The organism is Paenibacillus sp. FSL R5-0713 (assembly GCF_037973325.1).
GTDB lineage: Bacteria > Bacillota > Bacilli > Paenibacillales > Paenibacillaceae > Paenibacillus.
The window spans coordinates 5,676,566-5,689,524 of record NZ_CP150229.1 but is presented as its reverse complement, the minus strand read 5'-3'; the positions used below and the strand labels follow the sequence as shown (position 1 = coordinate 5,689,524).

16 protein-coding genes are annotated in these 12,959 nt (G+C 45.8%); 11 read left to right on the top strand and 5 right to left on the bottom strand.

Annotated features, from left to right (window positions below; translation table 11 throughout):
* Positions 1-2: 2 nt before the first annotated feature.
* The 5 genes from MKZ12_RS25390 to MKZ12_RS25370 all read left to right on the top strand — a co-directional run bounded on the left by MKZ12_RS25390 (position 3) and on the right by MKZ12_RS25370 (position 4,510).
* Entirely contained in the window at positions 3-1,679 is a 1,677-nt protein-coding gene (locus tag MKZ12_RS25390; protein WP_339257405.1) for a response regulator, read from the top strand.
* A gap of 86 nt (positions 1,680-1,765) precedes the next feature.
* The gene (locus tag MKZ12_RS25385; RefSeq protein ID WP_036606989.1) at positions 1,766-2,104 is read left to right on the top strand and encodes an STAS domain-containing protein; all 339 of its coding nucleotides are present in this window, start codon (positions 1,766-1,768) and stop codon (positions 2,102-2,104) included.
* Positions 2,105-2,122: 18 nt separating this feature from the next.
* Positions 2,123-2,575: an anti-sigma B factor RsbW gene (gene rsbW / locus MKZ12_RS25380; protein WP_339237721.1), complete on the top strand. Its 453-nt coding sequence runs from the start codon at positions 2,123-2,125 to the stop codon at positions 2,573-2,575.
* The gene (locus MKZ12_RS25375) at positions 2,572-3,345 is read left to right on the top strand and encodes a sigma-70 family RNA polymerase sigma factor (protein WP_047841571.1); all 774 of its coding nucleotides are present in this window, start codon (positions 2,572-2,574) and stop codon (positions 3,343-3,345) included. The genes rsbW and MKZ12_RS25375 overlap by 4 nt, the downstream gene beginning before the upstream one ends.
* A gap of 133 nt (positions 3,346-3,478) precedes the next feature.
* The gene (locus tag MKZ12_RS25370; RefSeq protein ID WP_339237719.1) at positions 3,479-4,510 is read left to right on the top strand and encodes a magnesium transporter CorA family protein; all 1,032 of its coding nucleotides are present in this window, start codon (positions 3,479-3,481) and stop codon (positions 4,508-4,510) included.
* Between the two features lie 20 nt (positions 4,511-4,530).
* Here MKZ12_RS25370 and MKZ12_RS25365 read toward each other — a convergent pair whose 3' ends face one another.
* The 4 genes from MKZ12_RS25365 to MKZ12_RS25350 form a co-directional block, all read right to left on the bottom strand.
* Complete coding sequence (locus MKZ12_RS25365; protein WP_339257403.1) at positions 4,531-4,896, bottom strand: DUF5665 domain-containing protein; 366 nt, start codon at positions 4,894-4,896, stop codon at positions 4,531-4,533.
* Positions 4,897-4,978: 82 nt separating this feature from the next.
* Complete coding sequence (locus MKZ12_RS25360) at positions 4,979-5,386, bottom strand: YtxH domain-containing protein (RefSeq protein WP_074096444.1); 408 nt, start codon at positions 5,384-5,386, stop codon at positions 4,979-4,981.
* A 64-nt stretch (positions 5,387-5,450) separates the two neighbouring features.
* Entirely contained in the window at positions 5,451-5,708 is a 258-nt protein-coding gene (locus MKZ12_RS25355; RefSeq protein WP_017692278.1) for a GlsB/YeaQ/YmgE family stress response membrane protein, read from the bottom strand.
* A 134-nt stretch (positions 5,709-5,842) separates the two neighbouring features.
* On the bottom strand, positions 5,843-6,544 hold the full coding sequence (locus MKZ12_RS25350; RefSeq protein ID WP_339257402.1) for a phosphatase PAP2 family protein: 702 nt from the start codon (positions 6,542-6,544) through the stop codon (positions 5,843-5,845).
* Positions 6,545-6,719: 175 nt separating this feature from the next.
* Between MKZ12_RS25350 and MKZ12_RS25345 the strand changes: the two genes are divergently transcribed.
* Both MKZ12_RS25345 and MKZ12_RS25340 read left to right on the top strand, forming a co-directional pair.
* Positions 6,720-7,739 (top strand): asparaginase, encoded by a 1,020-nt coding sequence (locus MKZ12_RS25345; protein WP_339237714.1) that lies wholly within the window; start codon positions 6,720-6,722, stop codon positions 7,737-7,739.
* 139 nt (positions 7,740-7,878) lie between these two features.
* Positions 7,879-8,604, top strand: coding sequence for a pirin family protein (locus tag MKZ12_RS25340; protein WP_339237711.1), 726 nt, complete (start codon positions 7,879-7,881; stop codon positions 8,602-8,604).
* Between the two features lie 106 nt (positions 8,605-8,710).
* Here the strand turns inward: MKZ12_RS25340 and MKZ12_RS25335 are convergent, their stop codons facing one another.
* The gene (locus MKZ12_RS25335) at positions 8,711-8,935 is read right to left on the bottom strand and encodes a DUF1128 domain-containing protein (RefSeq protein ID WP_253440906.1); all 225 of its coding nucleotides are present in this window, start codon (positions 8,933-8,935) and stop codon (positions 8,711-8,713) included.
* A gap of 158 nt (positions 8,936-9,093) precedes the next feature.
* On the opposite strand from MKZ12_RS25335, the gene yyaC reads away from it, so the two are divergent.
* From yyaC to MKZ12_RS25315, 4 genes are all read left to right on the top strand, one after another.
* Entirely contained in the window at positions 9,094-9,651 is a 558-nt protein-coding gene (gene yyaC / locus MKZ12_RS25330) for a spore protease YyaC (RefSeq protein WP_339237705.1), read from the top strand.
* Between the two features lie 60 nt (positions 9,652-9,711).
* Positions 9,712-10,503, top strand: a complete 792-nt coding sequence (locus MKZ12_RS25325; protein WP_339257400.1) for an alpha/beta hydrolase — start codon at positions 9,712-9,714, stop codon at positions 10,501-10,503.
* 270 nt (positions 10,504-10,773) lie between these two features.
* Entirely contained in the window at positions 10,774-11,478 is a 705-nt protein-coding gene (locus MKZ12_RS25320) for a DUF6483 family protein (protein WP_339237701.1), read from the top strand.
* Positions 11,479-11,575: 97 nt separating this feature from the next.
* Positions 11,576-12,823, top strand: coding sequence for an SAM-dependent methyltransferase (locus MKZ12_RS25315; protein WP_339257398.1), 1,248 nt, complete (start codon positions 11,576-11,578; stop codon positions 12,821-12,823).
* Positions 12,824-12,959: the final 136 nt, after the last annotated feature.

The window sequence follows — 12,959 nt, the reverse complement described above, 5'->3', positions numbered from 1 at the left end:
CCATGGGGCTCAATGAACCAATCCACATATTATTGGTAGATGACCGCCCTGAGAACTTGCTTGCTCTTGAAGCAGTTCTGGAATCGGAACAATATAAACTCGTTAAGGCAACTTCTGGAGAAGAGGCACTCCGCTGTCTGCTAAAAGACGAATTTGCGGTTATCGTTCTCGATGTGCAGATGCCTGGAATGGACGGAATTGAGACAGCAAAATTAATTAAGGCACGGGACAAGTCCAAGGATGTGCCGATTATATTCATCTCTGCGAATAGCAGAGAAGCGGAGCATTTGTTTGCCGGATATTCAGCCGGGGCTATTGATTACATGGTTAAACCATTTATTCCTCAGATTTTGAAATCCAAAATCGAGGGATTTGTGGAGATGTTTATCACCAATAAACGACTGAAGACTCAGACGATGCTGCTTCACCAGAAGACACAGGAATTGGAGAAGATGAATCAACAACTCATTCAGGCCAAGGAAGAAGCGGAGATTGCAGCGAATGCGAAGACCGAATTCCTGGCGATGATGAGCCATGAGATTCGTACCCCGATGAACGGTGTCATCGGTATGGTGGATCTGCTGATGGAGACGGAACTGAAGGACGATCAGAAAGAATACGCAGACATCGTTCGTCGCAGTGCGGATGCACTCGTCACGGTCATCAACGACATTCTCGACTTCACCAAAATGGAATCCGGCAAAATGGAACTGGAAGAGCATCCTTTTGAAATCGTCTCCTGTATCCGTGAAGTGCTGGGATTATTCGCTGCTGAAACAGGCAAAAAGAATCTGGAACTGGATTATTTCCTGGAAGATTCTGTTCCTGAATTAATTTACGGAGACATGGCAAGGTTGCGTCAGGTTCTGTTGAATCTTATTGCCAATGCGATTAAATTTACTGATCACGGTGGAGTGTATCTGATCGTGTCTGTTAAGGAAGAAAAGGATGGACACCTGGCATTGGAGTTTGCTGTTAAAGACACCGGGATAGGTATCGCTTCAGACAAAGTTGACCGCCTGTTTCAGCCGTTTTCCCAGCTGGATACATCAATGACACGTAAATACGGTGGAACTGGCTTGGGATTGGCAATCTGCAAGACTCTGGTTGAAATGATGGGTGGACAGATCTATCTAGATACAACAGAGCAACGGGGAGCGACGTTTGTATTTACCATTCAGGCAAAACGCTATGTCGAAACTGAACTGGTCCAGAGGAGTGGGGAAGAGAATCTAACGGATGTAAAGAATGAGAATAAATATCCAACGGTATTAATTGTGGATGATCATCCGATTAATCAGAAGTTGATGTCGATTATGCTCGGTAAACTTGGGTTGCTCTCAGACATTGCTGAAGATGGGCAGAGCGCACTCGATATGATGAAGGGTAGCCCGTCTCCCTATGACTATGTGTTCATGGATCTGCAGATGCCTGTTATGGACGGTTTGGAATGTACACGGCGGATTCGAGAAAGCCTGCCCCCGTCCGATCAGCCGGTCATTATAGCTATGACTGCGAACGTGATGGAAGGTATTCAGCAACGCTGTATGGCTGCAGGTATGGATGATTATATTAGTAAACCAGTCAAAATGGGCAATGTAAAACAGAAAATATCCCAGTTTCAGAAACAACGACAAAGGCTAAATTCAGGCCCTTCTGCTATGAATCAGGCCAATTGAAACAATTTCCAAACTCCTTTTTGTTTCACTCGTGCTGAAGTTGGGTTATTAGGTAAGGAAACCATTGATCAGGAGAGAGATGTCTAATGAATACAAACAAAAATGAAAAATTCAATGCAAGAACTGAAACACAGGACGGCGTGTGCACGGTGTATCTGACTGGCGAACTGGATTTGTCGGTTGCTCCTGACTTCCGCTTGGTAATGGAGCCGCTGGTGGATAACAAGGAACAGGATCTCGTGATCAACATGAAAGAACTGAAGTATATCGATAGTACAGGGATTGGTATCCTGTTATCTGTTTTGAAGGCAAGACATGGAATGGAAGCTCGCTTCGAAGTACAGGAAGTTCCTGCGCAAATTCAGAAACTTTTTGACATGACGGGCATCGCCAAATTCTTTGTCACTCAGAAGAATTCCCAATAGGAAAGGATCGAAAAAGGAATGAATGCAGAAGTTCAAAGAGTCACCCTTAATTTACCGGCGACAGCTGATTACGTTGATATTGTTAGACTCAATCTCTATGGAGTAGCATCAAAAATGGGATTTTCTTATGAAGACATTGAGGATATGAAAGTTGCTGTATCCGAGGCCTGTAACAACTCTGTACTGTATGCCTACTCACACGAAGGCGGCATGGTTGAAGTTGTATTCGAAGTGGATGGCGATACATTGTCCATTACTGTCAAGGACGAAGGTGCAAGCTTCGAGAACATGAACCCTGCTGTGTCACGTGCTGGTCTTCACGACAAAGAATTGACAGAAGCACAGATTGGCGGACTCGGGTTCTACCTGATGCAAGCCTTGATGGACGATGTCAGTGTGGAAAGTGAGACGGGCAAAGGTACGAAAGTAGTACTCGTAAAACGTCTTGCAAGAAGTGAGGAGAAAGTATGAATGAAAAAGTGACTCCCCCAGAGTCCATGTCTGAAGCTATTGGTTTGATCTGGGAATACCAGCAGACCCAAGATAATGAAATTGCAACAGTTCTCATCCGTAAATATGAACCGATGGTTAAGATGGCAGCAGGTAAAATTGCTCGGAATCGCCCCGATCTATACGAAGATCTGTATCAGACCGGGCAGATGGCCTTGATTCGTTTGCTTAAGCAATACGATATCAACCTGGGTATTCCGTTTGAACCATATGCCATGAAAAGCATGATTGGTCATATGAAGAACTATTTGCGAGACAAATCCTGGTATATTCAGGTGCCCCGGAGAATTAAGGAAAAGGGAGCACTTGTGCAACATGCCATTGATGAGTTAACCGTGAAGCTGGAGCGCTCACCCGGTGTGAACGAAATTGCTGAATACCTTGATTTGACTGCAGAAGAGACGATTGAAGTTCTGGCTGGTCGGGAATGTTATCACTATGTGTCACTGGATTCTCCTCTATCTCAGGATGACAGTGCAGCAACATTAGGTGAACTGATCAGTGCGGATGTTAATGACTATGATTCGGTCGAAAAACGGATGGACTTGCAACAGGCATTGGGACAATTGAAGGAACAAGAGCAGCAGGTACTTATTCTAGCCTTTCAGGATGGCCAATCTCAGCGGGCAATTGCCCAGAAGCTTGGTGTTTCACAGATGAGCGTATCTCGTATTCAGAAGCGAGCTACAGAGAAATTGAAACAGATCATGTCTAATGCTTCAATGTTATGAAAAATGGAACCCTAATGTTGTTGAGTACGGCATAAATAAGGACACGTCATTGCACTGGAATGCATACGTGTCCTTTTTGGGATCAAAAAAGATAAGTATGCAATGAACGAACATAAGTGCAGGAGTGGATAAAGTGATTGTGAACCAAATCAAGTTGGAACGTCGCCGTGACAAGTTATCTTGTTCGGACCATTGGCAATGGTGGGATTGGGTTGCACCCGACAACAACAGCATGAACGATGCATTGGAGGAACTGACAGAGGCATTTCCGGACATGCAGTATTGGCTTCACAAAATTCCGGAAGTGGAATCGAATTATTTGTCCGTCCGTTTTGTGAACGGTACAGAGCCAGTCATATTTGGTTCCTTGTTATATGCGATCAAGAATGAGAGAGATGACCAACGTCAAGATAATCAGATGTTTTTCTACGTCGATCGCAATCATCTGGTTACTTTGAATATGGATGACAATACACGAGGGATTATGAAGACGGATGAACGTGCTCATATGTTACAGCAATGTAGCGAGGCCAGGGATGGGATGTTTGTACTTTTTCGAGCTATACTGCATTACTACCATGTGGGAATGGATCATTTTGAGATGAACCTGCGTGATCTGGAACGGAAGATGGAATCCCGCAATGCTCGCACCTTGATGGACCAGATTCTCGCCGCTCGATTTGAATTATTGTATTGGAGTAATCTGTTCATCCCTTACTCGGAACTGATGGCCGCTTCACATGAGGCTTACCTTGATGAAATCAATGAAAATCGATACTTCCAACAGCTCCAACATCGCGTAGAGCGAATGGAACGATTGTTTAGACACTACGAGAAAGAGATCGATACATTAATCTCTATTGATAATGCGATCTCCGGTGTGCGTGGGAATGAGATCATGAAAACACTGACCATTGTCACAGCTGTGTTCATACCCGCCACGGCTGCCGGCGCGATATGGGGAATGAACTTTGAGAACCTGCCCTTTATCGATAAATCATGGGGAGTTGTTCTGGTCCTTGTTGCCATTATCCTAAGCATGATTGGCATGTACGTATGGCTGATGATGAAAGGATGGACAGGGGATCTGCTCAAAGTGAAATCCTCACAGCCTTCAGCTGAAGAGATTGAGAAAAAAGGAGAAACGGAAAAACGTAAGGGATAGCTTGCGGTCGGTTAGTCTCCTTATTTCTTGTAATCTTCAATATAGCCAAGTAAGTCAGCAATATATTGACCGACAATCGGCATATTGACGAATTGGCTGAGAATGAATGCGAGCAGACCCAGAACAACAAAGGTACCTACGGTCAGACCGAGCCCTCGTGCCATACCTGCTGTGAAGTTGGTAATAATCCGCTTTTTGGGACTACTGTAATTCTCAATAATATCTTTGATCTGTGCTCTCTCCAGACTGTCCGCAATCTGGTCCAGACGTGTGTTCAATCGCTTTACCTCGTGTCGCAATTCAAAAGGATGATCGCTTGTATCGTACTGCTGTGCCGGTGTTCCCCCCGTAATTGGAGTATTACCGTTAATTGTAACTTTACTCATAATTATTCCCCCTCAACTCGCATTGGATAAAAAATAGCCAGCTGGAGTGCAGCTGGCTATTGGTCACTCGATCTATATCACCTTACAGGCTAGTCGAGTTAAGTTCTTTACGTGCATCTTCCTTCGCTTCTACGGAAGCGGCAGCTACTTCTTCAGATGCACGGGATGCTTCGTTAGCCACATCCGCGGATGCTTTTCTCACAGATTCCATGACATCATTGCGTCCTTGGTTTACTGTTTTTGCAATGTCGGAAGTTTTGGATGAGACCGTTTTAGCCAGTTCGGATGCTCTATCACCTACAACCGTTGCAACTTCTTTCGTGCGGTCAGTAACCATGCCTACTTTCTCGGAAAGGTCACCACGCAATTCTCGTCCTGGTTTAGGCGCAAAGAGTAGGGCCGCAGCCGCTCCCAGCAAACCTCCGATGAAAATCCCTTTGGCGAAAGTCGAACCCGTCTGTACAGGATATTGCTCTTCTGCTTTATTCATGTCTAATCACTCCTTCTTCAAATTAAGAAACAAATACGAAACAACGAACACCTTGTTGCCCGAATCAGGCAGCCTGTCTTAGCAGTCTGGACACAAGCCCCAGCAAGAAAACAAAGAGCGCTGTACCAATGATGGCAGGGATGATGGCAAAGTTACCGATAACGGGTCCCCAGTTACCAAGCAAAAGTGCTCCCAGCCAGGCTCCGGCAAATCCGGCAATCATTGCACCGATTATGCCTCCAGGCATGTTGTGACCGGCAAGTGCATCTCCGATCAAACCGATGATGACAGCCATCACAATGCTGATAATAATGCCCCACATAACAACCGCCTCCTTTAAACTTGATGTAGGATGTTGTCTGTTCGCGTTTGCTTACTTCGTATATAAACGCCGTGCAACCCTGTGAAACAATAAAGATGAGGATGAATGAACTGGAAATCAGAGGAATTCCTTCTTTAGTGACTTTGTTTAATACCTTTAATCATACAGAGAATCCATGCCAATCCAGCGGCAAATCCCGTAAATACATCCGTAGGATAATGTACGCCGAGCATGATGCGGCTCAGGCCAATCAAGAAAATAAAAATGATGCCGCATAGAACAGGAAGCCACATACTAGAAGAGTTGTGTCGCTGTTGCTCGATGGCCCAGATTACAAAGAGCATGCCGTAGAAGCCCATGGAGATCATGGCATGTCCGCTGGGAAAGCTGTACCCGTGAACGACCAGCAGATGATCCAGTTCAGGTCTGCTTCGTCTGAAAAATTCTTTCAATAACGTGTTCAGGATCCACATCATGGCAAAACTTCCCGTGATCGCATATCCATATATAACAAACCTTGGGCTGCGTTGTATGAAGAAAAGAAGGGCGAAACCTCCTGCGGCTACAGCAGAGATTTTGAATGAGCCCAGCGCGGTTATGAATGCAGTGTAAGGCAATAGATACAGACGTGAATCCGAATTCAGATAAAATAATTGCTGAATTTCAGCATCCAGACGAATAATAGAATCATCGCCCAACCAGGCACCCAGACCTGCCATGATGAATACGACCGAAGCACTGATAGCCATACCAGCCAAACTCCAATTGAAGAGGGGGCGTAACGACATGCCAGAGGTCGAATCTGATAAGAATGGTGTAGACATTTTGCGTGGCATAGTGAGTTTCTCCTTCATTATGTTAGTCATGAACTTAGATGATTAAGCTATAACCGAAATGCATGTCGAAAAAACTGTAAAAACGTCGCTTTTGTACTATACTATTTAAGATATCCCATGCGGCGTCGTGACGCAAAGCAGAGATGAAATCGGGAGCACAAAGGAGAGAACTCGCATGGAGAGTGCCTTGTTAATTAAAGAATACCGTGCAGGCGTCATGGAATGCGCCCATTACGGACACATAAGTATTACGGATGAGAATGGCCGAATCGTATACTCGGCTGGCGACCCTCATTTTAGAGCGTTCACTCGCTCATCTGCCAAACCTTTTCAAGCTATTCCAGGAATCCGGGCAGGGATCGTCAGTCACTATGGCCTATCTGCACAGGAGATTGCCATTATGTCCTCTTCGCATCGTTCGGAGCCGGAACACATTCGGGTGCTGGAGCAGTTATCCGGTAAAATCGGACTGGGTGAAGAGTGCCTGATCTGTGCACCAAGCTACCCGCTTAATGAAGAAAGCCGTAATCAATGGATACGTGGACAAGGAGAGAAACGCCGCATCTTGCATAACTGCTCCGGAAAACATCTGGGAATTCTGGGGTACAGTCAGATGAAGCAGGTTGATTTGGGCAGTTACGCTGAACCGGATCACCCCGTACAACGTGAAATTCTCGAAACGTTTGCCGACCTGGCAGGTATTGAGGAAAAAGAGATTAAGCTTGGGACGGATGGCTGCGGCTTTCCGGTATTTTCTTTGCCGTTATCAGCATTGTCGAACGCCTATCTGAAGCTCGCTTGTCCGGATCTTATCGCCGATCCTTCTACAAGAACAGCTGTAGAGACGATTACATCAGCCATGAATGAACATCCGTTAATGGTAGGGGGCACAGAGCGTGTAGATTCAGTACTGCTGGAAGACGATAACATTGTCGCAAAAGGTGGATTCAAAGGGGTATTCGGTTTTGGTCTGAAAAAAGAACGATTGGGAATCACCTTCAAGGTACTTGATGGTTCCGAGGAAGAGTGGGCCTTCATTACCCAATCCATCCTGAAACAGATCGGTTATTCCAATGAGAGAACCCTTGCACGATTGGCTGAAGTGTTCCCTTCCGACATCCGTAATGATGAGGGTACCCTTGTAGGTCATGCAGATAGCGAGTTCATTCTCCACTCACTTGAAGATAGCGTATAACCTTAAGAAGGGGCGTGATTAGAGTTGCCGGACCCCGGGTAAAGATGACATACCAACTGGTATTTATCTAAACAATTCATATACACGCATGGACTGCCGCAGTAATGTGGCAGCTCTAAACCCCTGGAGGTGGATGAACATGATTAAAGTGGTGACATCGGAAGAAAGGCACACGTCGGATCGAGGTTGGATACACAGTGAATTCAGCTTTTCCTTTGCGGATTATGATGATCCGAGCAACGCCCATTTTGGCTGTCTGCTGGCTCATAATGAAAACACGCTGATGCCGCAAGAAGGCTTTAAGAAACATCCACATCATGATCTTGAGCTTGTCAGTTATGTCATATCAGGTACACTCAAACATACGGATAGTATGGGAACAGAACAATTGCTTGAACCGGGTACAGTCCAGGTGATGAGTGCAGGTACGGGAGTGGAACATTCCGAGACCAATCCGTCAGCGGATGAACCGGTACGATTTCTTCAGATGTGGTTTTTGCCATCGGAGCGTATGCTGAAACCATCCTATACGAATCGGAAAATAGAGCCACAGGAGCCTTTGAATCGTTTATGTCCGATTGTATCCGGGCAAGGGGGCGAGGGAACCGAAGGCGCATTGCCTATTTCCCAGGATGTAACCTGTTACCTGTCCCATTTGGAGTCTGGGAAGAAGTTGATGTACCCGCAACATGAAGAGCGACGGACACATCTTTTCCTGATCAGTGGACATGTGGAGATTCTTTGCTCGGATGGTAACTTCAGCCTGAAGCCGGGGGATGCTGCACGAATTCGTAAAAGCTGCGATCTGCAAATTACGAGTACAGACAGTGAACCTGCCGAATTTGTTCTGGTTGATCTGCCTTAAGGATCAGATGTACTTCCTATAACGATAGTCTTGAAACAAAAATAGGCGAAAAGGACCTGTTGCCACGTTGATGTGGAAGACAGGTCCTTTTTTTGACTTGCTTGGACTAGGATTTACGAAGCTTACCCAGTTCAGAAGCGACAGCTTCCACTTCGGAGATACTGAGATGTTCCTTGCCCAAAATCATTTCATACAGGTCAAACAGATCTTCATATTTCTCAAGTGGGAATGACGAAGCTTGCATGGCAGCACCGCTTGCCATACGCAGTTTGGTTTTGATCGCTTCAATCATATATTCCATATTGGCTGCTGTTGCTTGTGTTAAATCCATCGTTAAATTCATCCCTTCCGTATCGGAAACTCTTGTTATTGTATCATGATTGGAAGTGCTCAGGCCAATGCTTTTGCGGGGAAACCAAGCATCGGTTACAATGATTGATACAACAACCGGTTTTCATGGAAAACAGAGTGTACTGGAGGGAATACAGCTTGGCAGCGTATAAGCGAGAAATGGTTCGCCATCAAGGAAGGGAAGTCCGCAAAGGCGTGCCTGCAGAGAATCTGATTTTATTTTTCGAAAATATCCTCAAACTTCACGCTCTAGATGAAATCACGTTTGTCTGCATCGGAACCGATCGTTCCACCGGGGATGCCCTGGGCCCGCTGACAGGGAGTATCCTGCAAGAGAATGGAATAGGTAACGTGATAGGCACGCTGTCTTCCCCTTGTGATGCAGACACGCTGGAGAGGAAATTAGCACTCATTCCTGCACACCATGCCATCATAGCGATCGATGCGTGTCTGGGTCCCAAGCATGCCGTAGGTACATATTATCTCTCGAACAACCCACTCATTCCAGCTCAATCGGTTGGAGGGAAGCTCCCTCCTGTCGGACAATACAGTCTGGCAGCTGTGGTTAATGCCAATGGACCAAGGCCTTATTCCATATTGCAGATGACCTCGCTTCACTCGGTCATGGAGATGTCCCGAACGATTGCAGACGCCGCAATTGAAGCATGGAAATGGAGACAAACGTTTCATTCATGAGATGTAGGCTTAATAATATACAACCTGAATTATTTAATTCGCGCAGAGAGAGGGATTCATATGGAAAAAGTGATGTGTGATGGAACGACGATTTGTTATGCCGAACAAGGTAAGGGAGAAGCACTCATTTTGCTCCACGGATACTGTGGCAGTTCATCGTATTGGGATGAGGTCGTACCTGAACTGGCACGCAGCTATCGCTGTATCGTACCTGATCTGCGTGGACACGGGAAAACAGATGCACCTGTAGGAAGTTATACCATCGAACAGATGGGCAACGATGTATTACAGTTGATGGACGAGTTGAACGTGGAAAAGGCTGTCCTTCTGGGACACTCGATGGGGGGATATATTGCGCTCTCGATCGCACAACGTCACCCTGAGCGTTTGAATGCATTTGGCCTGATTCATTCCACAGCCTACCCGGACAGTGAAGAAGCCAAAGAGAAACGCCTTCGTGCCGTCTCCACCATCCAAACGGAAGGTATCGTGAATTTTGTAGATGGACTGGTTCCTGGCTTATTTGCACCGGAACATGTTGAGTCGTTATCCACGCACGTAACACGCGTGAAGGAAATTGGTTACCAGACCGCGCCTCAAGGTGCTGTTGGTGCTGCTCTTGCTATGCGTGAACGCCCGGATCGCCGCGATGTACTATCCGCCACTCCTTTACCTGTATTGCTGGTAGCAGGAGAGAAGGATGCTGTTATTCCGCCAGAACGTACATTTACAAGTGACAAGCCGTATATCGTGCAAGCTGTTATCCCGGGTGCGGGTCATATGAGCATGTATGAAGCTCCTGAAGAATTAATTCAGGTCATTAAGCAATTTATGTCTGGATTATCGAAGTAATCAATGAAGTGATTTATGTTGATTTCATTAAAATATAGTTGGGTTCCTGAATAGTGTTGATTCCTTTTGGAGAATTATCGGTTCCCATATCATTTGAACCCCTGCAACGTCCTTTTTGGGATAAGCAGGGGTTTTTGTCACTTCCATGGCCAGAGTAAAGACATGCGTCTTGTTTTTGGCTTTTTGTCATGGCATGAATTAAAATAACTACAATAGGACGTTAGGAGAGCGATTGAATGGATAAGGTCGAATGATGAGGGGGCATACAGCATGTTCAGAAAAGATTATCTGCTCCGCATGATGGAGGAAATGACTGAAGCAATAGGTAAAGTGTTCACGCTCAAACAGCAACGTAAGCACACCGAGGCATTGTCTGAACTGGATGAGCTGATGCGCAGGCAGTTTGGGCTAAACTTGTCTTTGCTGAACTCGTTACCAGCTGAGGATGTTATTGAAATGTTCCGTTTTCGCGGGATGATTGAAGTGGACAATCTGCAGCACGCCGCCAGGCTGATTGAAGAAGAAGCCTATATATATCAAGAGAAGGCCAAAGTGGAAGGGATAGAGGATCAGGAGAGAATGGACGCAGAGGATGAGGCTGTCATCCGATTGATGAGATCACTTCATTTTTACCTGTATGCATTGAATCATGGCGCTAATCCCCAGTTATTAGATGCACCGCAACGGGTGGAGGGTGTATTGGGACTTACCAAAGAATATGAGCTCCCTGCCCGGACCGAAAGACAGCTTGCCCTGTATCGTGAGCAACAGGGACATTACGACCAGGCAGAGAACAGTTGGTACAGGTTGCTCCAGCTTGGTCCGGAATTCCCTGTAAGCTACCAAGATGATGCACAGTCGTTCTATAAAAGGTTGAGCCAACTCACGGATGAACAATTGGAGCAAGGCGGTTTGCCGCGCAACGAAGTTGAAGAGGGGTTAGCCGAACTAAATCGTCAAGAGATGAACTCATAAATATGAATTGTGCATCAAGGCTTGTTACCTGCCTTCACTTGGAGAGGGAACGGAAGTGTGGTATGGTAACGGTTGACCAAACCAAACCGAAAGTGAGATGTACCCCGTGGATTCATTGCGAAAGCTTATACAAGACATCTTTGAACAGAATTCGCTGATTACAGCGACCTGGAGCCAGCTGCGCAGACGGGACAATGTCTCGTATACCAAAGTGCAAGTCAAGCCGGTGACACTGAAGAATCAGCTGCATTATCAATTTGCATTTCATTATAACAACAAAGTGCTGCACGAGAATTTGACTCCGGCTGAAGCGGCAGAGCGTATGACTTTGCTATGCGAAGAGACGTTTCGTCAAGGCCTGCTCTGTACGACTGAGGCAGACTATCAAATTTTGATCAGCAAAAAATATAAAGTATCGATTCTGACTAAATCGGCTTCCAAAACTGCGGTGGATCTGTCGCATAATCGCAAGAAGCAATATGTATTGGAAGAGGGAGTACCCGTATCGTTCCTTGTTGAACTTGGCATTATGAACGAAGAAGGTCGTGTGTTGGCCCGCAAGTATGACAAGTTCAGACAGATTAACCGTTTCCTCGAAATGGTGCAGGATGTCATTCCACATCTGCCGGAGGGACGTCCACTTACCATTGTTGATTTTGGTTGTGGCAAGTCTTATCTGACTTTTGCGTTATATCACTATCTGTCTGTACAACAACGGCGTTCACTACAAATTATTGGGTTGGACTTGAAGGCAGATGTCATTGAACACTGTAATGATCTAGCTAATCGATTGCACTATGGTGATCTGAAGTTTCTGGTTGGAGACATCGCGGACTACGATGAATTGAATGAAGTGGATATGGTTGTAACACTGCATGCCTGTGATACAGCTACCGATGCTGCTTTGGAGAAAGCGGTTCGATGGGGGGCTTCTGTTATTCTGTCTGTTCCTTGCTGTCAGCATGAACTGTTCGACCAAGTAGAGGCTTCCGTGATGAATCCATTGTTGTCCCATGGCATCCTCAAGGAACGTTTCTCCGCACTGGCTACGGATGGAATTCGTGCCAAATTGCTTGATCTAATGGGATACAAGACACAATTACTTGAATTCATCGATATGGAGAATACACCTAAAAACATATTGATACGTGCTGTTCGCGGTCAGGCGGGTGAAGTGTCAGAGATGTGGAACGAATATACGGCTTTCCGTGATTTCATTCATGCCGATCCATATTTGGAGCGGGCTTGTTCGGATTTGCTCCCTGATGATGGCAAGCAGGTTATTGGGAAATCAAAATCGAACAAAGAAACCGTCCAGGATTCCACGAATTGTGACATTTGCTAAGTGTGCCGATGCCAATCCAGGGACATACTGCAATTAGGGTCCTTGAATGTAAATTTCAATATTATGCACATACGTTGTAGCAGGCAACACCATAACTGTCAGTTATGTATCAGACAGAAGGACCCCTTATCGGGAT